The 22774-nt window shown below is 59.9% G+C and carries 17 protein-coding genes and 1 pseudogene; 10 read left to right on the top strand and 8 right to left on the bottom strand.

Annotation, left to right across the window (positions count from 1 at the left end):
• Nucleotide 1: 1 nt before the first annotated feature.
• From OKW29_RS39710 to OKW29_RS39700, 3 genes are all read right to left on the bottom strand, one after another.
• Nucleotides 2–442, bottom strand: coding sequence for a DUF6088 family protein (locus OKW29_RS39710; protein ID WP_429294716.1), 441 nt, complete (start codon nt 440–442; stop codon nt 2–4).
• A gap of 473 nt (nt 443–915) precedes the next feature.
• Nucleotides 916–1251: a hypothetical protein gene (locus OKW29_RS39705; RefSeq protein ID WP_429294715.1), complete on the bottom strand. Its 336-nt coding sequence runs from the start codon at nt 1249–1251 to the stop codon at nt 916–918.
• A 42-nt stretch (nt 1252–1293) separates the two neighbouring features.
• Nucleotides 1294–2964, bottom strand: coding sequence for a hypothetical protein (locus OKW29_RS39700; protein ID WP_429294714.1), 1671 nt, complete (start codon nt 2962–2964; stop codon nt 1294–1296).
• A gap of 160 nt (nt 2965–3124) precedes the next feature.
• On the opposite strand from OKW29_RS39700, the gene OKW29_RS39695 reads away from it, so the two are divergent.
• The 4 genes from OKW29_RS39695 to OKW29_RS39680 all read left to right on the top strand — a co-directional run bounded on the left by OKW29_RS39695 (nt 3125) and on the right by OKW29_RS39680 (nt 7720).
• Nucleotides 3125–3598 carry a helix-turn-helix domain-containing protein gene (locus OKW29_RS39695; RefSeq protein ID WP_429294713.1) on the top strand — a complete coding sequence of 158 codons (474 nt, stop codon included), beginning with the start codon at nt 3125–3127 and terminating at the stop codon, nt 3596–3598.
• A gap of 537 nt (nt 3599–4135) precedes the next feature.
• Nucleotides 4136–5266, top strand: a complete 1131-nt coding sequence (locus tag OKW29_RS39690) for an ABC-three component system protein (protein WP_429294712.1) — start codon at nt 4136–4138, stop codon at nt 5264–5266.
• Nucleotides 5256–5741 carry a three component ABC system middle component gene (locus OKW29_RS39685; protein ID WP_429294711.1) on the top strand — a complete coding sequence of 162 codons (486 nt, stop codon included), beginning with the start codon at nt 5256–5258 and terminating at the stop codon, nt 5739–5741. The genes OKW29_RS39690 and OKW29_RS39685 overlap by 11 nt, the downstream gene beginning before the upstream one ends.
• A 2-nt stretch (nt 5742–5743) precedes the next feature.
• Nucleotides 5744–7720: a DUF3732 domain-containing protein gene (locus tag OKW29_RS39680; protein ID WP_429294710.1), complete on the top strand. Its 1977-nt coding sequence runs from the start codon at nt 5744–5746 to the stop codon at nt 7718–7720.
• A gap of 155 nt (nt 7721–7875) precedes the next feature.
• On the opposite strand, the gene OKW29_RS39675 is transcribed toward OKW29_RS39680, so the two are convergent.
• Nucleotides 7876–9681 (bottom strand): reverse transcriptase domain-containing protein, encoded by a 1806-nt coding sequence (locus OKW29_RS39675; protein ID WP_429294709.1) that lies wholly within the window; start codon nt 9679–9681, stop codon nt 7876–7878.
• A gap of 449 nt (nt 9682–10130) precedes the next feature.
• On the opposite strand from OKW29_RS39675, the pseudogene OKW29_RS39670 reads away from it, so the two are divergent.
• Nucleotides 10131–11036 (top strand): annotated as a pseudogene (locus OKW29_RS39670) (GNAT family N-acetyltransferase); the annotation flags it as partial.
• A gap of 10 nt (nt 11037–11046) precedes the next feature.
• Entirely contained in the window at nt 11047–11364 is a 318-nt protein-coding gene (locus tag OKW29_RS39665) for a GIY-YIG nuclease family protein (protein WP_090803545.1), read from the top strand.
• Between the two features lie 6 nt (nt 11365–11370).
• Here OKW29_RS39665 and OKW29_RS39660 read toward each other — a convergent pair whose 3' ends face one another.
• Both OKW29_RS39660 and ppa read right to left on the bottom strand, forming a co-directional pair.
• Nucleotides 11371–13467: an FUSC family protein gene (locus tag OKW29_RS39660; protein ID WP_429294708.1), complete on the bottom strand. Its 2097-nt coding sequence runs from the start codon at nt 13465–13467 to the stop codon at nt 11371–11373.
• Between the two features lie 287 nt (nt 13468–13754).
• Nucleotides 13755–14282 carry an inorganic diphosphatase gene (gene ppa / locus OKW29_RS39655; protein ID WP_429294707.1) on the bottom strand — a complete coding sequence of 176 codons (528 nt, stop codon included), beginning with the start codon at nt 14280–14282 and terminating at the stop codon, nt 13755–13757.
• Nucleotides 14283–14579: 297 nt separating this feature from the next.
• Between ppa and OKW29_RS39650 the strand changes: the two genes are divergently transcribed.
• The 3 genes from OKW29_RS39650 (at nt 14580) to OKW29_RS39640 (ending at nt 18329) form a co-directional block, all read left to right on the top strand.
• Complete coding sequence (locus tag OKW29_RS39650) at nt 14580–16019, top strand: aldehyde dehydrogenase family protein (protein WP_429294706.1); 1440 nt, start codon at nt 14580–14582, stop codon at nt 16017–16019.
• Nucleotides 16020–16110: 91 nt separating this feature from the next.
• Nucleotides 16111–16869, top strand: coding sequence for an SDR family oxidoreductase (locus tag OKW29_RS39645; RefSeq protein ID WP_090803537.1), 759 nt, complete (start codon nt 16111–16113; stop codon nt 16867–16869).
• Nucleotides 16870–17009: 140 nt separating this feature from the next.
• Nucleotides 17010–18329, top strand: a complete 1320-nt coding sequence (locus tag OKW29_RS39640; protein WP_184065461.1) for an MFS transporter — start codon at nt 17010–17012, stop codon at nt 18327–18329.
• A 697-nt stretch (nt 18330–19026) separates the two neighbouring features.
• Here OKW29_RS39640 and OKW29_RS39635 read toward each other — a convergent pair.
• Nucleotides 19027–19647, bottom strand: a complete 621-nt coding sequence (locus tag OKW29_RS39635) for a phosphatase PAP2 family protein (protein ID WP_221307659.1) — start codon at nt 19645–19647, stop codon at nt 19027–19029.
• 1066 nt (nt 19648–20713) lie between these two features.
• Here OKW29_RS39635 and OKW29_RS39630 point away from each other — a divergent pair.
• On the top strand, nt 20714–21658 hold the full coding sequence (locus OKW29_RS39630; protein WP_429295014.1) for a cupin domain-containing protein: 945 nt from the start codon (nt 20714–20716) through the stop codon (nt 21656–21658).
• Here the strand turns inward: OKW29_RS39630 and OKW29_RS39625 are convergent.
• Complete coding sequence (locus OKW29_RS39625; protein WP_090803531.1) at nt 21655–22617, bottom strand: LysR family transcriptional regulator; 963 nt, start codon at nt 22615–22617, stop codon at nt 21655–21657. The genes OKW29_RS39630 and OKW29_RS39625 overlap by 4 nt on opposite strands.
• Nucleotides 22618–22774: the final 157 nt, after the last annotated feature.

Below are 22774 nucleotides of genomic sequence, written 5' to 3'. Positions count from 1 at the left end.
GTTATCGCATAGCTCCCTTACGCGCTTTCGCATGCGGTCGCCCGCACAACAAAGTTTTTCTGCCAACCTGTATTCGCCTGCCAATCCGGCGCCTCCCCGTATTGGCAATTGGAAGCATAGGAATTTGCGTAGTCCGACCAGCGTTGTAGTCTGCAGCCAGAGTCCCGTGCGTCACTTCGACGCGTAGCTTCCGAAGCGTTTCCGCCGCGATTGTTTCGAAAGGGGCGGCTGGTGCCAGTCGTCCTGTAAAACGATTAACTCGAGTTTTTGCATACGCACCGTGACTAACGCGCGCCAGCGTTCCGGCTCCGGCCAGTCGTAGGAGCACTCGGCTTAATTGTGACGAGCTTCCCAAACTCAACAGCTCCGACCTGAGCACGACAACGCTTCTCCGCCGTCGGATTGAGCGAATCACTCGGTCCTGCAATCGCGACTTTCGCATAGCGCTGTACTCCGCCAGGACTGCTGCTGGTCAGCGTTGGTAAGCCGGGAAGCCCCGTCCTCGCCCTGCTAGCTTCACATTGGCCATTCGACAGATTCATCGAGCTTCCCATTCTCGAAAAGCCACGCGCGCAATCGCTCTAGTGCGCCGGGTGCTGCAAGCCCAGCGCTTGCCGGCACTACGCGGAACCGATGCCGTTCTTCCGCACGTAGGAACGAGCCAAGTGCTTCAACGAGAAGCGGAGCAAACTCAAATATTCTTCGACCAGAATTCAGAGCGACCTTGCCTTCGTTCGTGACACCCCTTCCCCGATGTGCAAGACACCAGAAAATCCGATGTACAGTGTTGGCGCGTCCGGATTCAAATTGCTCTGTAATAATTCGCTCATGTTTTTGCGACACCCTTAAACAAGCTTCGCGTTCCGTCGCTAGCGTGGACGACCATTGGGTTGAGGCACGGCTGCCGTCTCCCGTTCAACTGCTTATCCTGTCTCTCGACTTAGGTACCGCATCCAGGCTGATATCAACGAACGCTGACACCTTGTTCACCTCGCACCATCGCGTCCAGACGTACTGCGCCGCCGGATAAAATCCGCTTGGTCCTGAAAGCAGATACACACGGCCGGAGCGGGTGAACCCGCGCGCAACTGCCGGGTCGAAGTCCGTGATGGTCGAGCTGACTCGTCCGTTGTGGCCAAGCGTTTCGCAGCCGACGAAATGCATGTCGCCAAGATTCGTCCGCATGATTCGCCAGCGAACGAGTTCAAGCTCAGGCCGGTCGTCAATCGAAGCTACGTTCCAGACTGTCATCGTTTCCCTGTACCTCTGACCAGCGTCCTTATGTCACTGGTCTCAACCCGTGGCCTGCGACGTAACTGCGAACCGTCCAGCGTGGCCCAGCGAATCGAGCACCGTCGGCAAGTCAAGAGGCCTCATGCCGTCTTCGGAAAACTGTGCAACGCGAGTAAGGCGCGTGATGAACGGCCATTCCTCATCGCGATTGAACATCTCCCTGAGACGCTCCCGAAGCTGTTCAATTTCCACCGCATTGCATTGAGCATGGATTTCGATGTACTCGCATAGTTTCGGCATTCGAATTGCCTGCACCGGCGGCGCCACCGCACGCGCCCCGATTCCACGCGCGTCCAGTTCCCGCAAAATTGCACCTGCACGCTTGGCCCATTGATTGAGCAGCCAGGCTGCGTGGCCAGCTAGTCCGCGCACCGAGTCGATGTGCGCCGCCATCCTGTTGAGAAGCTCGTAGTAGTCGAATCCAGAATCTTGAGAATCTTTGGAGGGGTAGCCAGGTGGGACCGTATAGTCTGCGCGTGACGTAAGAATCAACGACTGAAGGTGGTTGGCCGGCTGGTAGATTTGACGCTCCAATTCGTATGCTGCGCAGGCCGCTTTTGTAAATAGCTGCATCTCATCGTGTATCGTCCGGCGCACGCACATTCGCAAAGTTGAGCTTCGTGTCATTGTGTGCGGAACGATGGCGTCCACATTCTTATGCACTTGCCTCATGTCTGCGACGATGGACGCCGCTTCGCTAGAAAGCGGCGCACGCAGCCCGTCTTCAAAGTTGACTACCGGGCTCAAGATACGCTTGGGTTCGTTCGGCACCTGCTTTCGACGCCCTTTGCCCGTTGCCGCCGCGCTCATCGCCCTGTCGAGCAGGTCGCTAACGTCCAGGCCGGCATCTTCGTCTGCGAATCCGCCGAAGACGCGCGTCCCTTCGATAGCCACATCTGTCGTGGTTTCGGTTTGCCCGTGCAACCAAAGGTCGACCGCACCCGGATGCTGACGCGGCAATGAGCGCACGCGACTTTGCTTGGACCTGCCCGCGCCCGACGCCTGCGGTCGTAACTCAGGCGCGAAGTGGGTCACGACGACCGTCGGTCCATCAAACCGTTGTCGCAGCTCATTGGCAAGCCAGACGATGGCGCGGCGGTTCTCTATGAGAGCGAACGCACGACGAGCCGAAACTTCCGACGCCTTTGACTCGCCAGTGACAGACGCCCATTGATGCACAAAGGCAATCGCACTCGCCTGCTCCGCATTGGTAGCGTCGCTCAGCCATACCGCCGTATCGACTTCAGCGAGCACTGCGTCAACGTCCTGCGCCCAGTCTCTCACTCCGAGCCCGGCACACTCCGGCGACGACCAGAACGTGCACCCAAGATATCGGACGCCGTCTAAAACGACTGTATCCTGGTCGAGTACGTGGACCGCTGTGCCCGAGGCAGCCAGCTTGCCTGCAGCCACCACTTGTTTCCCGTCGCGGCTGCGATATTCATCCAAACCGGCCACGTAGAGCACTGGCATACCGAGCGTAGAAAGCGCGCTCACCGCCTGAACGATATCTGGCAGGCCGCCCGGCACCACAAGCACATCGCATTTGCCGACGCTATCTAAAGCGCGGATGCGCTCTTCGGGATTGCCTCCCCCGAGCAACTGAACTCGTGGAAAAGGACGGTCGCGAAACAGCTTCCACGTGCTGCTCGCGGGATTGTCTAAAGTCAAAAGTCACCTCAATTGGACGCGACGTGCGAGCCCTTGCAGCCCGCCTAAAACTGATAGAGCGGAGTGTAGGCGTTTACGGTGTACATGTAAATGTCTACAACGTAAATGTCGAACATTTATATGCCGTAGACATTTACGTTGTCGTCATCAAAATGGCGGCATGAAGAAATCTAGTGAGCCTGCGACCCTGCGAGAGCGTTTCGCAACAAACCTGAGAACCTACCGCGTCGGACTGGGGATGTCGCAAGAGGAGCTTGGCAGTTACATCGGCGCCGACCGTACTGTCATCAGCCGTCTGGAACGAACATTCGGCAACCCGACGTTAGAGCGCGCAGAGGCCCTCGCGAGCGCGCTGGACATCGATGTTCGTGTTTTGATGACTTTCTCCGGCAAGGGCGAAATCGAGCGGCGGGCGCCGACGGGGGATGTGTCGAGCGCCGCGGTTGGCGCTAAGGTCTTAAAATTGAGGGAAAAGATGGGCCTCACGCAGAGACAGTTAGGTGAGCTCGCGGGTGTTGACCGCAATTTCATCTCAAGGGTTGAAGCGCCACACGGGCGCGGCACGCCCCTTGAGCTTGCGACGCTCGAGAAGCTCGCGGAAGCGTTCGGAATCCATCCAGTCGAGTTGCTTTAGCCCGGGGCACTCCCGTTTATCTGCTGTTCAACCAGGTTTGGACGACATCTTGCCGCCACCGAAGCAACTCCCGGTCATAAAGTTCGGCACGCGGTGGCAGCAACCAAGGGCGGTATTTTGCTCGCAGGACGACAGCGCGCTCAGATATGCCGAGTAAGGCGGCGAGTTCGGAGGGGTCGAGATAACGCGTCGGTGCGGTCGTTGCGGTGGATAAGGATGGTTTCATCCACCATATAGATACATCTCCGTTGGGCGTGCGGTCCTAAAATCCACGCCAACCTGAATATCGGGCGACCACGAAGATTAAAACCCCTGCGACCCGTGATTAGCTGGCCTTGATTTGCGGAAAATACTGGCGCCAGAGATAATTCGCGCATGATTATTCGCTGACAGCTGCTCGCCGGTGCCTCAACAGCACCGAATCTGCGTGCGAAGCTGGCGCTTATCCTCGGGGATAGTGTGGCACGACAACCAAAAGGCGCACCGAAGTCGGCACTTGGCCAGTGGTACGGGTATGGCCTACAGGAAGCTCGCTTCTTGCACCATCTATTGCGCTCCCGCAGCGGCGATACGATTGCACTGGAGTGTTTCGACGACGTCTCTGGGATAAAGGACGGGGTACCTTTCGCAGAGCAGGACAAGAGCGGACTTGCCCACAACCCGATTAGCGACAGCGCCATCGATTTGTGGAAGACGTTTGCAAACTGGCTTGAAGGACGACGTGGCGGATATATTCCGGCCGGCACGAAGTTCGTCTTGTACGTTGCGCAGCCGTACAAGGGCAAGATTGCTCAAAGATTGAGCGATTGCCAGAGCCCACAGGAAGCCAAGGCCCTAATTGCCGACCTACGGGCGAAGTTCTGGGGCACGAAGCCCGCTTACGAAAAAAGAGCGGCTATCCCCGAGTCACTCGGGAAATACCTGAATGTTGTCCTGCAGGCAAAGGACACTGCGCTCGCCGAAATTATCCGGTCATTCACGTTAGAACGCGGAATCGGCTCGCCGTACGATGAAATTGCGGTGGAAATCGGAAATGCGCCCGTGGGAGCCGAAAATGTCCCCGAGATATTGAAACAGCTCGCAGGCTGGATTCGAACGAACACGTTCAAACAGGTCGAGAAAAGTCGCGCGGTATCTCTCAGCCGCGACGAATTCTTCGTTGAGTATCTTGCAGCCGTTCGTAAGTTCGACCGCACAGACACAATCCTGCCCTCCTTTTCAACGAAACCGACCGCCGAAGAGACCCAAGCCGAATTGCTACTTGGCCAGACCTACGTACGCCAGTTGCATCTCATCGAGGCAGACCAAGGGTTGGTGCTTGACGCAGTCAATACCTACCTGATGGCCGCAAGCGAGCGTACCGCATGGGCGAAGCGAGGATACGTGCATCGCAGCAGCTACTCGCTATATCAGGACACGCTGTTACGCGCGTGGCGTTCCAAGCGTGCCAGCGTCAAGGTGGCGATGAGAGGCCGAGAACCGGCTGACTTTGGTATTACTTTGCTCTCAAGCTGTCTTGAGGCGGACATCAAGCTGCAAGAAAAACAGGTTCCTGAACACTTCACGGCGGGCAGCTTCCACAGACTTGCGAACACGCTAGAAATCGGATGGCATCCGGATTTCGCCGAGCTGCTCGCGCCAGCGAAGGAGGCTCTGGATGCTGTTTGATGAAATCGACGCAATCCAGAATCCTGCGCTTGGCGCAATCCTAATCTGGCGCGCGGTGTGTGGGTACTATTCCGAGAGCTCAAATGTGGACGCCGCGCCGGCAACGTTAGCATTCATCGTGTTGCCGCTTGTGTTCAACGAGGATTTGCGCGAGGTCATTGGGAAGACATTCAAATCTTCTGGTATACGGAAATTTGAGAGCAAATTCCGGAAACAGGTTGACCTGTTGTTCTCGATTCAAGACCGGGCAGACTCAATGCTTGACCTGTCGCGGCGCTCGCTTGCGATAAGCATCTCTTCCGGCCTCGTAACGCTTACCCCCGCCACTGCCACCCTCTCGCCACGGACCAAGACCATTCCCGCCGCCCAGACGTTAGGAATCTCCGAACTAACATCGGCTGCGGAGAAGATTGGCATATGGGCTCAGCAAATCTCGCTGCGCGAACTCTGCTCCGCGCTTCGACTGGAACTGTAAAAGTGCATCTCCAAATCCTTGAAGTGATTCTGTGGCCTAAGGCTGCAGGCCAGACACCTCGCCGGGTGCCGTTCGAAGCGGGAAAGGTCAACGTCATCAGTGGAACGTCCAAGCGAGGTAAATCCTCGGTCGTCCCCATCGTGGACTATTGCCTCGGGTCCCGGCTCTGCTCAATTCCCGCTGGGAAGATTCGGCAAGCCTGCGCATGGTTCGGCATTCGGGTACAGACTAGCGAAGGCGAAAAGATATTCGCACGCCGAGAGCCAGGCAATCAGCAAAGCACCGATGACATGATGCTGCTGGAGGATGTAACACTTGACGTCCCAATTGATACGCCTGCCAAGAACACGACACGACAGGCTGTAAAGCGCCTTCTGGATAGGCTTGCCGGGCTGTCGAATCTCAGTTTCGACGCTGAAGAGACAGGAAGTGGCTTCCAGGGTCGCCCCAGCTTCCGGGACACATTGGCGTTTTGCTTTCAGCCGCAGAACATCGTCGCCAACCCCGACGTTTTGTACTTCCGAGCGGACACGAATGAGCACCGCGAGAAGGTCCGGACCATATTCCCGTACGTGCTTGGCGCAACGACACCAGAGCGGCTCGAGAAGAAGTGGATTCTCGAGAATCTCGTTCGGGAATTTCGTCGCAAGGACCGGGAGCGTTCCGCGTACGCCAAGGTCTCAGCGACATGGCTCGCAAATCTACAGGTGTGGGTCACTGAAGCCCGCGAACTCGGTCTATTGCAAGGTGAGGCCCCGCAAGCCACGGAAGAGGCCCTTATCGCGGCACTTGAGACTGTACTGACCGCCGACAATCAGGTGGCTGGCTTCTCTGCCCAAGGGGTATCCGAATCAGCCGACGAGTACACGGCACTTCAGGCTGAAGAGTCCAAAATCAGTCTTGAGCTGAGCGTAGCCCGTCACCGTAGGGACCAGATAACCGTCGTTCGCAGCACTGTTGGCAGCTACAAAAGTGCACTGAAAGACCAGACGGACCGCCTGGGCATTGCCCGGTGGCTCAGGACACATTCAGACGACGGCGAGCGATGCCCAATCTGCGATGGCGCGATGACCGCGTCCAGCGGCGAACTTGAACAGCTCTGTGATGCGCTCACGACCATAGAAGACGAAACGCATACGGTTTCCATGGCTCCGCCCGTGCTCGACAGGGACCTCGTCGAGCTCACATCCCAAATGGCCCTGCTGGAAGACCAGCTGAAAGCCGTCCGGGTGCGGAAACGCGCCATTGAATCGCGGTCGAAAACCATCCGGGAAGCCGAACAGGCGTCGACACGCGTGGCTCGGTTTCTCGGCCGCGTCGAGCAAGCGTTGGAGTTGTTCTCGGCTCGATACGCTCCCGGAGGTTTGAACGAAGAACTCGAAAAACTGACCGAAAGTATCGGACAATTACGGCGGGAGCTTGCCGAGCAGCAGTATCAGGTTCAGCTCGACGCCGCGACCACGCAAGTATCAGAATACATAACGAGGATTGCGGCGACGCTTGATGTCGAGCGCAAAAGCGCTCCGGCCCGGATTGACATCAAAGAGCTGACAGTCGGTGTACGGGACGACGCAGGCCGCGAAGACTACCTCTGGCACCTGGGAAGCGGCGCGAACTGGCTCTCATACCACGTCGCTGCCATTCTGGCTCTCCACTCGTTCTTCCTTCGACAGGCGCACTCCCCTGTACCCGCGCTAATCATCTTCGACCAGCCCAGCCAGGTGTACTTTCCTCAACAACCGAAGCGCGCAGCTAGGGAAATTGATGAGGAACTGGCCGACGAGGATGTCGCGTCAATCCGCCGCTTCTACGAGGCAATGGGCAAGCTAACTGCCCACTTCAAAGGGAAGCTGCAAATCATCGTGCTCGACCATGCAGGGCCGAATGTGTGGGGTGAACTCAATGACGTAACGTTGGCTGAGGAATGGCGCGGAGATGAATACCTCGTGCCAAAGGACTGGCTGAGCATTGCAGACTAAGAGGGAAGGCACACGCGTGGCGTTGTCGTTCCGTTGGGCACCGAACGACGTGCTCCAACCTCAAGGGCTCTGCATCCGCTCTCCGAGTCTTTCGCGTTTGTATCTACGCATGCGTGTGCCCTTCAAACGCCGACGTAGACGCATGTAGCGTATGCTCAAACCAAATCAGACGCATCGGCCTTCACTTCTCCGGCTAGATTTTTCGTCAAGTCGCGAAGCATGTCGAACACGCCCTGAAATCCTACCAAGGAAGGTGCGTCAAATGGTCTGACGCCCAGTTCCACCGCATCAGCAAACTGCTTTTTGCTCATCACCACGGGCTTGCTGCGCAAGCTACCGTAACCCACCACGTCCGAGTCAACGATAAGAGTCGTTGCCTTCGGATGGCGGTACATGACCTCTACGTCACCAACGTGATTACCGTCCTGCTCGAACTCCTCTCGCGCAAACAGCCTCCGGCCCTGAATGTCCTGCTGCCATAGAAAATCATCTACGTATAAGTGCTCTATGCAAATTTGAGCACGCCCCTGCCTATGTTCCGGAATCGGAAGAACGAGGGAGTACGTGCTATTTCCGTGATGTTTCAACTTGCCATACTTGTCTTCGGCCTTCTTCGCAAACTCACTATCGCGGTCGAAAACATACACTTGCGTTTGATGTCGGAATTCTTCACGTTTCGCGTCGTTCAGGCAGTTTTGCCACAGCTTGCCTTCGCCGCGCGGCCGGTCAGAATGGTCGGACCAATCAATGTTGAGGTCCGCGTACTGACCATCTGCCTTGAATCGCTGGAGCGGATGGCGCAAATGAATCGTGTCCGTCACCCCTTCTGCGTACAGCATCAGCCGTGGCGAACTGACCTGAATTTGCTCTTCTACCCCCAACTGGAAGCCGTCGTCCAATTTCGCCAGTTTCTTCGCGAGGGCGAGATAGGTTGTGTCGTCAGCACCCTTAACGAAACGAATGAAACCGAGTCGGCCCCGAATTACCTCCCGAAAATCCGCTGGCGTACTTTTCCAGTCTGGTCGATTGCGCTTGTAGTGGTTGGCGAAGAACCACGAAGCAGCCGACTCCTCCCCGAATTTGAACCAGGCGTGGAGCACAGCTCTCAGACCGCGAACATATTCGCGACTGACGTTAACTTTTTCGTTGACCGTAATACCGGTGACCTGTTGCCGACTACTTCTGTCGAATATCCTGGTCTTCGCGTCGTTAATTGTGAAACCCTGTCGCGCGATTAGCGTGCGCAGACCGTCACCGACGTTTGCCTGAATCGACACGCCATCAGGCGCCGCGGGCGAGCATATTTGAGGGCTCAGACGCTTCAAACTTGTCGAGAAGACCAAGTCATCCGCGTATCGAGTGTAGAAACACCGATGCTCTTTCGCCATCCGCTTCAGTTCAAAATCGAGCGAACGGCAGATGAGATTCGAAATGATTGGCGAAGTCGGAGCCCCTTGGGGCAATTCATTGCCATCCATCACAATCTGCGTCAGTACAGTCGCCAACTCGTCATTGAAATGGAATGGATGTCCTCGAAAAATACCGAGAACCCGCCCAAAGTTGACGGATGGGAAGAAATCCTTCAAATCGACGCGCGCCACCCATTTCTGGGCGACATGAATACGCGCTTTTTGTGCGATGTTCTTGCCTTTCACATACCCGTACACATGCTGTCGCGGACGGTACTCCTTCGCAAGTTCAGACGCGATAATCCGTTGAATCTGTTTAAGCAGGGGCACTAGGATGCGAAGTAACCGGTCGTCGCCATTCCGCTTCTTTATTGTTTCGGTCTTATAGCGATGCGCCGGCTTCAGCTTGTATAGCAGGAAGTTGAGTTTGGCCGTTTTGATGCCAAGGAACTGACACAGTTGTGCTTTTGACGTCAATTGAGCGAAGCCGCAGAAAAGCGCTACTTGAGTATTGGTGCCCATCAGGTTCAACCTATCGATAGCTGCCTGCATCCCTAGCGACATCCCTCGTCGGTCGGCTTCTCAGCCTACTTTTGGAGTCGGCCACGGAAGTAATGGGAGAAAGTTCAAGAACCGTGACGAATACATCACAGAAAAACAACCGGATGGGCGCTGCGATTATACGGTAGGCGTACACGCGCCGGTCGCGGTCGTTCGCCAGAATGACATCCGCATTTACGGCACTGGACGCGTCGATGGCTATCTCCGACAGCGGTTAATAACGGTATTAACTGTAGAGCGAGAATCAGCAAAAACAATATATTTTTCAATGATTTATGTTATATTTTTTCGAGCCCCTCCCCCGGACCCCCACCCGGTTTCGGGCATGCTTGCCCTCAACCTAAAAACAGCTCGGCGCCCTGCAGTCGCCTTCGAAATACTTGAATACAATGCATGTAAACCCTACCTGGACACATAACGCTCCGCCTAGGGTTGCGACATATGTGTTCGACTGGGCCTGGGCCGACGCGTACAAGCGCAACGGCCTGCCCTATTACCCGAAGCTGCTGTGCGCGGTGCCCTTCACGCCGGTACAGGGCAACCGGCTGCTGTCGGCGAACGAGCATGCGTTGCGCCATCTCGCGGCCACGTTGATGGCGTTCGCCGAGCAGGCCGAGGTGTCGTCGCTGCACGTGCTGTTTCCGACGCAGAGCGAAGCGGACGCGCTCACCGATATCGGCATGATGCAGCGCGAAGGCGTGCAGTTTCACTGGCTCAACGACGGCTATCGCGACTTCGAAGACTTTCTGTCGACGCTCGAACAGAAGAAGCGCAAGAACATCCGCGCCGAACGGCGCAAGGTGCACGAGGCCGGCATCACGATGCGAAGGATCCGCGGCGCAGACATCGAGGATGCCGACTGGCGCTTCTTCAGCAAGTGCTATCGGCAAACCTATCGCGAGCATTTTTCGAGTCCGTATCTGAACCTCGATTTCTTCCGGATGATCGGCGCGTCGATGCCGGAGAATCTGCTGCTCGTGATCGCCGAATATGAAGGCAAGCCGATCGCGAGCTCGCTCGTCGTCTATCAGCGCGACGAGAAAACCGGCGGCACCTTGTATGGCCGCTACTGGGGCGCGCTCGAACACGTGCCGTGCCTGCACTTCGAAACCGCGTACTATCAGCCGCTCGAATTCTGCATCGAAGAAAAGCTCGGCGCATTCGAAGGCGGCGCGCAGGGCGAGCACAAGATGGCGCGCGGCTTTCTGCCCACGGTCACGCGCTCGACGCATTGGCTCGCGCATCCGGCGTTCGCCGATGCGGTCGGCCATTTCCTCGATAACGAAAAAAACAGCATCCACGCGTACGTGGACGAGCTGCGCGAACACAATCCGTTCAAAGGCTAGAAGCGCGGTTATGGCGTGGTTTCTCTATCTGCTCGAATGCTCGGACGGCAGCGTCTATACCGGCATCGCGACCGATGTCGCTGCTCGCTTCGACAAACATCTGAGCGGCACGGGCGCGCGTTATACGCGCTCGCGCAAGCCGGTGCGGGTGCTGGCGTCGTTCGAGCTGGCGGACCGGTCGAGCGCGTCGAGCGCCGAGTATTGGGTCAAGCGGCTCACGGCGGCCGATAAACGGGCGCTGGCGGCCGGGGTGTTCACGCTGCAGTCGGTGTTGCCGGTTGCAGCGGTGAATGACGTCGCGGAAGACGGCGAGCGTTCCGACGGCTGAGTCGTGCTACCCCCTCGCCTCCCGCATCCTCTCCGTCAGCAGCCGATGCACCCGCGCCAGCTCGCCCACCACATCTGCTTCCAGCGACGTCAACTGCTCGCGAGCGGGTAACTCGAGCCGCACCGGCCGTAACGTGCGATTCAGCGCGGCCTCGATCGCCGCGCTGATCGCCTCGACCCATTCGTCGAGTTCGCTATGCATGTCGCGACGGTTCGCGGTGAGGCGCAACTGCGTCGCGGTGCCGGCCATCCGTCGCAGCAGGCTCAGCACCGTCAGCGTGACCGTATCGGCCATCGAGTCCTCGAGCTTTTCGAGCCGCACGCGGCCGATCGCTTCTTCCGCGTTGTTGCTGGTGAGGCCCGCGGCGCGGCGCAATTGCTCGATCTCCTTGCCGCCATGCCGAGGCGCGTCGAGCGACGCGCGCAGATACGCGAGATTCGCGCGCACCGCGTCGCCGAGATAGACGCGCACATCGAGCTTCTCGCGCGTCGGCCATAGAAGGAACGTCGCGAGCAGCGCGAGCACGCAGCCGAGCACGTTGTTGCCGAGCCGCGTCAGCGCGAACGCCAACTCGTTGGCGCCCGGCGTCGCGAAGTCGGCGACCAGCACGAAGGTCGGCGTCAGGAACAGCACGAACAGGCTGTAACTGACGGGGCGCAGCGCCATCGTCGCCATCACCAGCGGGAACACCGCGAGCGAGATGCCGAGCGGCGAATGAATCGCATAGCCGATCGCCGCCGCGAGCACGCCGCCGACGATACTGCCCGTCGCGCGTTCGATGCTGCGCGGCCAGGTCGCGGCGATCGACGGCTGAAGGATCAGCAGCGTGGCCATCGTGGCCCAATAGCCGAACGGCAGACCGAGCGCGCGAATCACGACGAAGCCCGCCGTCGTCGTCACGCCGACACGCGCCGCATGGCGCAAGCCGACCGACTGCCACGACAGATTGGCCTTCAGCGTCGACCACGCGCGCGCCGTATAACGCGCGACGCACGCGCTCCACGGTTCGACGTGCACCTCACGCGGCGCGAAATCGACGAGCTCGAAACCGGATTGCAGCTTCACCGGTTCGAGCAACGCGCTTTCGAGCCGATGCGCGAGACGCCGCAGACGCGCCTGCGGGTCCGCGAGACGCTCCCAGCGCGCGTCGCCGGTCGCGCTGCCGATGTCGCTGAGCACTTCGCCGATCGCATTGAGCGAGCGCACCGCGCGTTGCGTGCGGCGCGGATCGTCGGGCACTTTCGCGCCCGCGCCCGACACCGCGATCAGATACGCGAACAACGCTTCGCCATCGGTCAGCAAGCCGAGCAACGTGTCGTAGACGGCCGCTCCGCCCGCTTTCGAGGCGGGCACGTTCGCGAGCGCATCGCGCGAACGTTCGAGCGACGCGCGCGCATCGGCGCGAAAGCGCGCGGCATGCGTGGCCCATTCGCGCGGCGCGGCACGGCCGCCGACAAGCCGCGCGCTATCGAACGCGACATCGGCGAGGCGCAGATACACCGCGCGCAACGACGCGCGGCTCGCGCCGAATGGATGAATGCGCCACACCGTCAAGCTCAGCGCGATCGCGAACAGACAGCCGACCAGATAGACGCCGAGAAACGCGACACCCGCGCGCGCGTCGTGCATCGGCCGATCGACCATCACGACGCAGGCGGTCGCCGCGAGGATCGTCACCTGCGACGTGGCCGCGCCCCAGATGCGGCCGAACGCGCCGAGCGTCGTGAACGCGAGCACCGCGAGCGCGGCCCACGCGGCACCCGAGGCGGACGCGAACGCGGTCATGCCGCCGCACAGCGTCGACAGCAGCGCGAAGCTCATCATCGACATGAAGCGCGCGCGGTTCGAGCCGGCGGCATCGGCGAGGCAGGTCCAGAACGCGCCGATCGCCGCCCACGCAAATACCGGATCGTGCAACACGTTGCCGAGCGCGAGCATCGCCGTCGATGCGCACGCCGCCCTCAAGCCCTCCGACAGATTCGCCTCGCTCGCCGCGAACGACACCATCCAGACCGGCCGCTTGCGATAGATCGCGGTGACGACCGAATGCAGCCGGGTCGACCAGCGCGGCGATGTCGAGTGGGACTTGCTGCGGTTCATCATCCGGACCGTGGTTCTTGAAGTGATGGAAACGCGCGTAGATGCCTGGAGTTCGCGCGCGAGGTCGTGCGGCGAATGATAAGGGTTTACACCTAAATATAAAAATGCGTTCCGTTCATCGGAGCGATGCGTTCAGGTTATGCGTGCGAGACGAAGCGTGCGAGACGAAGATCGCGGCGTTTTTGCACGGTAGTCGAATGCCGCGCAAATCAGATGAAAAAACCGCGCGGTCCTTGCGGACTCGCGCGGTTTTCGTACCGCATGCAGCAAGCGGATGAACCGCGGCGCGCTTACTTCTTGTAGTTCGCCACGCCTTCGCTGATTTCCTTGTGGGCAGCATCGACGTCGACCCAGCCTTCGACCTTGACCCACTTGCCTTTTTCGAGCGCCTTGTATTGCTCGAAGAAGTGCTTGATCTGGTCCTTCAGGTAAGCCGGCACGTCGTCGACCGACTTCAGGTTCGCCGTCATCGGGCAGATCTTGTCGTGCGGCACGGCGATCAGCTTCGCGTCGACACCGGACTCATCAGTCATCTGCAGCATGCCGAGCGCGCGGGCACGCACGACCGAGCCTGCCAGCAGCGGGAACGGCGTGATCACCAGCACATCGACCGGGTCGCCGTCGCCCGACAGCGTCTGCGGAATGAAGCCGTAGTTGGCCGGATAGCGCATGCCGGTACCGATGAAACGGTCGACGACGAGCAGGCCCAGGTCCTTGTCGGCTTCGTACTTCACCGGGTCGCTTTGCGCCGGGATTTCGATGATGACGTTGAAATCGTGCGGAAGGTCTTTGCCTGCGGGAACGTGATTGAAGCTCATGAGCGCTCTCTGAAGGGGATGGAAATCGGAAGGCGGCGAACGGCGCGCGAGCTGCCGATGCGGTGCGAACTGTGTGCGAACCGCGAACGTCGGGCACTGAAACCCTCTCGCCCCGAACCACGGGGCCGCGCACCGGACCGTACGGACTGCGTCATTATAGCCAATCGGCAGGTGGCATCCGCGGTCGGATCGGCGCGATAATCGTCTGGCGAGTCTCGCTTCGCGTCTCTACCGTTTTGTGTCTCCCCTTCGAACCCGCGCCGCCGCACGCCGGCCGCACGTCATCAAGGAGCATGCATGGAAGAAGCACGGCATTTCATCGGCGGCGAGTGGTGCGCCGCTTCCGGCGGCGAATCGATCGCCGTACTCGATCCCTCGGACGGCCAGCCGTTCACGCGCATCGCGCGCGGCACCGAGGCCGATATCGACACCGCCGTGCACGCCGCACGCGCAGCGTTCGACGGCACATGGGGCGCGCTGAGCGCCGCCGAGCGCGGCCGCGTGCTGTACCGGCTGTCGCTGCTGGTGGCAGCGCGCCAGGAAGACCTTGCACGGCTCGAAGCGCGGGACACCGGCAAACCGCTCAGGCAGGCGCGCGCCGACGCCGCCGCCCTGACCCGCTACTTCGAGTTCTACGCCGGCGCGGCCGACAAGCTGCACGGCGAAACCCTGCCCTACCAATCCGGCTACACGGTGCTGACGATCCGCGAGGCGCACGGCGTGACCGGCCACATCGTGCCGTGGAATTACCCGATGCAGATCTTCGGGCGCAGCGTCGGCGCGGCGCTCGCGACCGGCAATGCGTGCGTCGTCAAACCGGCCGAGGACGCGTGCCTTTCCGTGCTGCGGGTCGCAGAGCTCGCCGCCGAGGCCGGCTTGCCGGCCGGTGCGCTGAACATCGTGACCGGCTATGGGCACGAAGCGGGCGCCGCGCTCGCGCGTCATCCGGGCATCGATCACATCTCCTTCACGGGCTCGCCCGAAACCGGCAAGCTCGTCACGCAGATGGCCGCCGAAAACCACGTGCCGGTCACGCTCGAACTCGGCGGCAAGTCGCCGCAAATCGTGTTCGCCGACGCCGATCTCGACGCCGCGCTGCCGGTGCTGATCTCCGCAATCGTGCAGAACGCCGGGCAAACCTGCTCGGCGGGCAGTCGCGTGCTGATCGAGCAGGCGATTTACGAGCCGCTGCTCGACAGACTCAGCAGCGCCTTTCAGGCGTTGCGCGTCGGGCCGTCGAATGCCGACCTCGACTGCGGACCGCTGATCAGCGCGAAACAGCAGCAACGCGTGTGGGACTTTCTGTCGGACGCGCAGCACGACGGCATCGCGATGGCCGCGCACGGCGAGGTGATTCCCGAAGCGCCTGAAAGCGGCTTCTATCAGGCCCCGACCTTGCTGCGCGACGTGCCCGCGAGCCACCGCCTCGCGCGCGACGAAGTGTTCGGTCCGGTGCTCGCCGCGATGTCGTTCCGCGACGAAGCCGAAGCGCTCGCGCTCGCGAACGGCACGCAGTTCGGGCTCGTCGCCGGCATCTGGACACGCGATGGCGCGCGCCAGATGCGCCTCGCCCGACGCGTGCGCTCGGGCCAGGTGTTCATCAACAACTATGGCGCGGGCGGCGGCGTCGAATTGCCGTTCGGCGGCGTCAAGCATTCGGGACATGGTCGCGAGAAAGGCTTCGAGGCGCTGTATGGCTTTACGGTGCTGAAGACGATCGCGATCCGGCACGGCTAGGGGGTGCCGTAGGGCTCGCTCGCGATCGGCGCGAGCAGCACGTTACACGCAACAACGCATCGCTCTATCCATCACAAACAACGGAGACATCATGCGGTTGACAGGTAAAACGGCCATCGTCACGGGCGGCGGTTCGGGTTTCGGCGAAGGCATCGCAAAGACCTTTGCGCGCGAAGGCGCGAACGTCGTGGTCAACGACCTCAACGGGCCGGCCGCCGAACGCGTCGCGAGTGAGATCGCGATTGCGGGCGGCAAGGCGATCGCGGTACCCGGCAACGTCGCGCAACGCGACGACTGGCGCACGCTGCGCGAGGCCGCGCTGGAAGACTTCGGCAGCGTGCAGATCGTCGTCAACAACGCGGGCACCACGCATCGCAACAAGCCGGTACTCGAAGTGACCGAGGCCGAGTTCGACCGCGTCTATGCGGTGAACGTGAAGAGCATCTACTGGAGCGTGCAGGAGTTCGTGCCGTATTTTCGCGAGCAAGGCGGCGGCAGCTTCATCAATATCGCGTCGACGGCGGGCGTGCGGCCGCGGCCCGGGCTCGTCTGGTACAACGGCAGCAAGGGCGCGGTGATCGTCGCTAGCAAGTCGCTCGCCGTTGAGCTGGGGCCGGAGCGGATTCGCGTGAACTGCGTGAATCCGGTGATCGGTGAGACCGCGCTGCTGTCCGAGTTCATGGGGGTCGAGGATACGCCGCAGAACCGGCAGAAGTTCCTGGCAGGGATTCCTCTCGGGCGGTTTTCGACGCCGCAGGATATTGCGAATGCGGCGCTGTATCTGGCTTCGGATGAGGCGGAGTTTATTACCGGCGTGTGCCTCGAAGTGGATGGGGGGCGCTGCGTGTAGCGGTAGGTCAAGCGCTGCGCACGCACTGCGTGCGCAGTCAGTGTTTTCCCCCAATATCGATTCGTCCTGCAAAAGACCTGGCGCGGATAGAATCGTTCGGCGGCGGCACTTCAATTCCATAAAAAAGAGGAGACATAGTCATGGCCAGTCCTGCAGATCCGCTTCACCATCCCGGCGCTGGCGCGCCGCCTTCGACGTTCGAAGAGGCGACTTATCGCAAGGTTACCTGGCGGCTCGCGCCGCTATTGATGCTCTGCTACATCGTTGCCTATCTGGACCGCGTGAACGTCGGCTTCGCGAAGCTGGGGATGAGCACCGATCTTGGCTTGAGCGATGCGGTGTATGGCTTCGGCGCGGGGATTTTCTTCATCGGCTATTTCATCTTCGAAGTGCCGAGCAACGTGATCCTGCATAAGGTCGGCGCGCGTGTCTGGATCGCGCGGATCATGATTTCGTGGGGCGTGATATCCATGCTGACGATGTTAGTCACCACACCGACGATGTTTTATGTGATGCGCTTTTTGCTCGGGCTTGCAGAGGCGGGGTTCTTTCCTGGGATTATTTTGTATCTCACCTACTGGTATCCGGCGCATCGGCGTGGACGGATGACGACCTGGTTTATGACGGCGATTGCGTTGTCGGGGGTGATTGGTGGGCCGGTGTCTGGGTACATCCTGAAGAACTTCAACGGCGTGAACGGGTGGCACGGGTGGCAGTGGCTGTTTCTGCTCGAAGGGGTGCCGTCGGTGCTGGTCGGGATCATCGTGTTCGTGATGCTCGATGATCGGATTTCGAAGGCTAAGTGGCTGACCCGGGAAGAGCAGCAGTTGCTTGAGAGTCAGGTGTCAGCTGAGGAAGCGACCAAGCACGATATGCCGATTCGGCAGGTACTCACTAGCGGGCGGGTGTTGATGTTGAGCCTCACCTACTTCTCGTTTGTGATGGGGCTTTATGGGGTGAGCTTCTGGTTGCCGACGATTATCAAATCGACCGGCGTTACCGATGCGTTTTTGATTGGGCTGCTATCGGCGGTGCCGTTTGCGGCGGCTGTTGTGGCGATGGTGTTTGTGGCGCGGAGTGCGGATCGGTCGAGGGAACGGAGATGGCATATTGCTTTGCCGGCGTTTCTTGGTGCTGTGGGGCTCGTGCTTTCCGTCGTTTGGGCGCATAACACCCTGCTTGCCATGACTGGGTTGACGCTGGCTACTATGGGCATCCTCACTACACTGCCGTTGTTTTGGAGTTTGCCTACGGCGATTCTGGCAGGCACCGGCGCCGCTGCCGGGATTGCGATGATTAATTCGATTGGCAACCTTGCCGGTTTCCTTAGTCCTTATGCTGTGGGGTGGTTGAAGGAGGTTACCGCGGCGAACGATTCGGGGATGTATATGTTGGCGGCGTTTATGGTGCTGGGCGGTTTGCTTGCTATTAGTGTGCCGGCGAGGATGGTTAATAAGTGAGTGGAGTCGCTGCTGAATGTTGCAGAAAGAGTGATTGCCCGCCTTCGCGGAATGCCACCGACGAGGTCGGGTTTATATGACCTTAGTGAAGCAGACGCAAAATCAGTCGGTGTCAAATTGGCGGGCGAGCTTCGCTCGACTAACTTCAAAAGCGTCCCCCAGTGTTGGGCGCGTTGGCATTTGGAGCGATGACTCGGGTTAGTGCCTCGCGTGTGAGCTCCCGACCGAAAGCTATAGCCGTACACGAGCAGCGGCACCTGTGGTGATCGGCCAACAATCAATCTTTGGTAACCAGCTCGGACACTCAGGCTTCCACTGCACCCAGGAAGCAGCCATTAAATCTGAGGGATGGCGGTCGCTTCTCATCGGCCATACCCGACGTTCGGCTGTCGGGGTTTGTGAGGCCGCTCCAAGTCGCATTTCCGACATTTGCATATCGGAGTTGGCGAATGTCGCACTCGCTGCGAGCGAATGCGTACTGTCGACCCCTTTCGGTCCTTCGACGCAACGTTGTGAAATCGTCAGGTTTGGAGGGCGGATTCAAACGGCCATTCCATCGCGATGACGGTTCGCGATGCTGGATACGGGTGGTTGCGAGCAACTCTCCGCGTCGAACTTACGGAGCGTTGTTCAAACGAGGTCAGGACGTCGCCGCGCCGCCACCTGCACACCAGTCACGTCCGTTTCGCAATCAGATCTAGAACCGCTTCGCGAAGCCGACCGTAAAACCGTGCGGGAGAATCTGCACGAACAGGGGTGTCTGCCACGTCGTGCTCAAGTATCCTACCGCCGTGCCCAGCGCCCAACCGGCAAGGACGTCGGTCTGCCAATGCGCCTGGCTTTTCACGCGTGCGATCGAATCATAGAGCGGCAACACCTCGAGTGCCCAAACCCACGGATCACGCCGACCATAGTTGACGATGAACGGCGTTACGAAACTCGCCTGAAGGGTGACTTCACCACTGGGAAAACTCTTTCCGCCGCTGAACCATTGGTTCGGTCCCTGGCCAGCGCTGGGCCGCTGGCGACCGAACGCATACTTCATGCCTTGGGCTGCGACCGCCGATATCGCCGTAGCGTCGGCCGTTTGCCAGAATGTATGGCCCAGTTCGTTGTCATTCCCAAGCCACAGAGCCCCACCCGCCGTCGTGGCTATCACGGCGTATTCAAGTGCGAGCTGAACATTGCGGTTCCATATGCCGCTCTGATCCAGCGCGACTTCATGATCGATCCCGCCGGCATATGCGCCCGAAAAAGTGAACGCCGTGATTGCGGCGGCTCCGCACCGTCTCCCTGTCACCCTGATTCCAGAAGTCATCGATCTCATTTTCGCCCTCGCGCAGCAGTGTGGCGAAAGGTTCGCGTAACTAGCTTTCTGCAGTTACTTTAAGACGCAACGTGAACGACGATCGCGGCCCGCACCATGATCGCCATGGATCATGGTGGCGACGATTGAAGGCAACTTCAGTCCGCCCCGGATCTATTCAAACCTTCCGATGCTTCAATTGGCGCCTCGATGCGTAACCGCCCGCAGGAGGAACTGCCGTCAGCGTACCAACGCGACGGAATGCGCAGCATGTGCTCGAATACGGTGAAACCCATGTTGCACAAGATCGTACTAGACCGATCTGAAGGAAACGTTAAGACCCGAAACGTTTCCAATGCTTAGGGAGCTAAGCCATGTCACGTCAGCATCGAATTGATCGTGCCGGGCATATTCTCGCGATGGAACCAGAGGCGGCTTGGGGGGTCCTGTTAGCGCGGCACTTAACAACATGTCGAACCAATGTCGTCGGCCCCGGATCTCTGGTTTACCCAGGCCTGTGGCTGCCTGGGAAATCCCTAAATCCATGAACAGGACGGCCTGCCAGCATGAGTGCTTACGCCGCTAGACCGGCCTCAAGAGAAATGGCTGGTGTTGAAATGGATACGCATCCTCTACCGCTGCTGGCCAGACTGGGACACGATACGACGAAAGCGTCTATCTAAACGCATTGAGGAAGCGAGGCTCGCCCCTTCTTGCAAACCTCATGCTTCCCCCTTCTAAATGCTTGACGGACTGACTCAGGGCTTGAAGCGGTCGTCGATCAGAGTCCGAAATCAAACGTCCGCCGGTACGATTTCGGCCCGTCAACACAACCTCGTTGAACATTGCCTCCAGGCCGAACCTTGGCCAATGATGAACCGCATAGCGGCCCGGCATGAACAACCCCGCCGCGCCTCGAAACCGTCGTGGCACGGTGTTCCTTTTGCGCAAAGGTGATTTCGATGTCCGGCACTTCCGGCGCCAACGCCCCGCGCCTAAAGTCAGGTCAGCCTTCGGATGCGGATCCTCACAAATGGAACCGCGCGAAGCCCCCTCAAAACTCAAAAGGAGCAAAACCATGCTGACCAGGACATCCCCCGCGCTTCTCACCAAACCGAATGTCGCCACGGAAGACGCGCAATACTTCGAATACACTTCGTCCGCCAATCCGATCGGTGCGAAGCTCATCTCGCGTGTGCCGTTCTGCAGCTTCTCGCCTTCGCTTTATGCAGACGGCGCAACCCGAGTCGTGCCGCTTGACCTGTCTGCGGAGTTGGGCTGCCCGGGTCCCGCGACCGGTCCCGGCTTGAGCGCCAACTTCCTGCGCATCAATGCGGGCGACGCGTTGACACTCGATCCCAATGCGACCTCGCAGGTCTGCTACGTCATTAGCGGAGCGGGTAGCGTGCAGCAGTCCGAAACGAGCTTCCCCTTTTCGATGGGCGATTTCTTCACGCTCCCAGGCGGCCATGCCACGGTGCTGTCCGCTGCTGCGACGGCCACGCTCTATTACGTTAATGACGCGCCACTGCTCACCTATCTTGGTACCACCGGGGTACATGCGCGCTTTGCGCCGACACGCTATCCGGCCGCCGAGGCGCAGGCAGCACTGCGCGCGGTCGCGGAACAAGCGAACGCGGGTCGTCGCAACCGCATCAGCGTACTAATGGGCAACACCAACTTTCCGCACACGCGCACGGTCACGCATGTGTTGTGGGCGATGTTCGGCATCGTGCCGCCCAACTCGGTGCAGAAGCCGCACCGGCACCAGTCGATTGCACTCGACTTCATCGCCAGCGGCAAGCCGGGTGTCTATACGCTGGTCGGAACGGAACTGGACATGGATGGCAATATCGTGAACCCGACCCGCGTCGATTGGAAAACGGGGATGGCATTCGTCACGCCGCCGGGACACTGGCATGCGCATTTCAACGAAACGAACGAAAACGCCTATGTGATTCCGATCCAGGATGCAGGCTTGCAGACTTACCTGCGCACGCTAGACATCCGCTTCGCCCGTTAAGGCTGACGCTCCAGTGCGAGTCCGTCGTCCCAGTACGGCGGCTCGCCAAACGCCTCGGCATAGAAATCCACGAAGGCGCGCACCTTCGACGAGACGATCTTCTTCGGTGGGTAGACCGCCCAGACCGCGGGTTCGGCTCGTCCGGTGCGTGCTTCCCATTCCGGTAGCACGTGCTGCAAGCGTCCTCCGCGCAGGGCCGTAGAGGCGAGCCATGTCGGCAGGAGCGCCACGCCACAACCGGCCACGGCGAGCGCGAGCACGGCTTCGGAGTCGTCAGCGCGCAAGCGCCCCTGCAACTCCACCAGCACCTGTTCCTGTTCTTGCGACGCCCGCGCGTCCGCGGTGACCAGCGTGAAATACCATTTGTCATCCGGGACCAGGGACACGCGAAGCGCATCGCGCGCGGCCAGATCGCCAGGCACACGCGGTGTGCCGCTACGCGCGAAATACGCCGGGCTGCCACAGACGATACGACGATGCGGTGCCAGGCGCCTCGCCATCAATGACGAATCGGGCAGCACGCCGGTACGGATCGCCACATCAATGCCCGCATCGATCATGTTGAGCGTTTCGTCCGTAGAGACGATGTCGAGGTCGATATCAGGATAGCGCGCCATGAAGGCCGGCAGATGCGGCACGATGTGCAGGCGGCCGAATGCCGGTGGCATTGTCACGCGCAGCACGCCTTGTGGCGTGCGATTTAGCGACGACGTCACTTCGCGCGCGTCATCGAGTGCTTGCAACGCTAACAATGCGTGTTCACGAAACAGCCGGCCGCCTTCTGTCAGGACGAGGCCGCGCGTCGACCGGTTGAATAGGGCGATGCCCAGATCTCTTTCGAGTTCGCTTACGTAGCGGGAGACAGTCGAGGTCTTGACTGACAGTGCATTGGCCGTCTTGCTGAAGCTCTGCAGTTCCGCTGCGCAAACGAAGGCCCGTACTGCGGCGAAGTAGTCCATGGACTGTCTGACGTGGATGGGATTACCTGGCTTTTGCCGAGACCGGTAGTGTACTGCCCCGGCGCGGGCGAGTGTCGCTCGTTCCCCGGCTGCAGCCCGGCAGCGATTGGCGGCACGCGACCCCTTCGAGTCACTCAATCCACGTTGACGAATGTCC

The organism is Paraburkholderia sp. CI3 (assembly GCF_050436505.1).
In the GTDB taxonomy this organism is placed as follows: Bacteria; Pseudomonadota; Gammaproteobacteria; order Burkholderiales; family Burkholderiaceae; genus Paraburkholderia; species Paraburkholderia tuberum.
The sequence above is the reverse complement of the archived record's forward strand: the minus strand, read 5'-3'. Positions and strand labels throughout refer to the sequence as shown.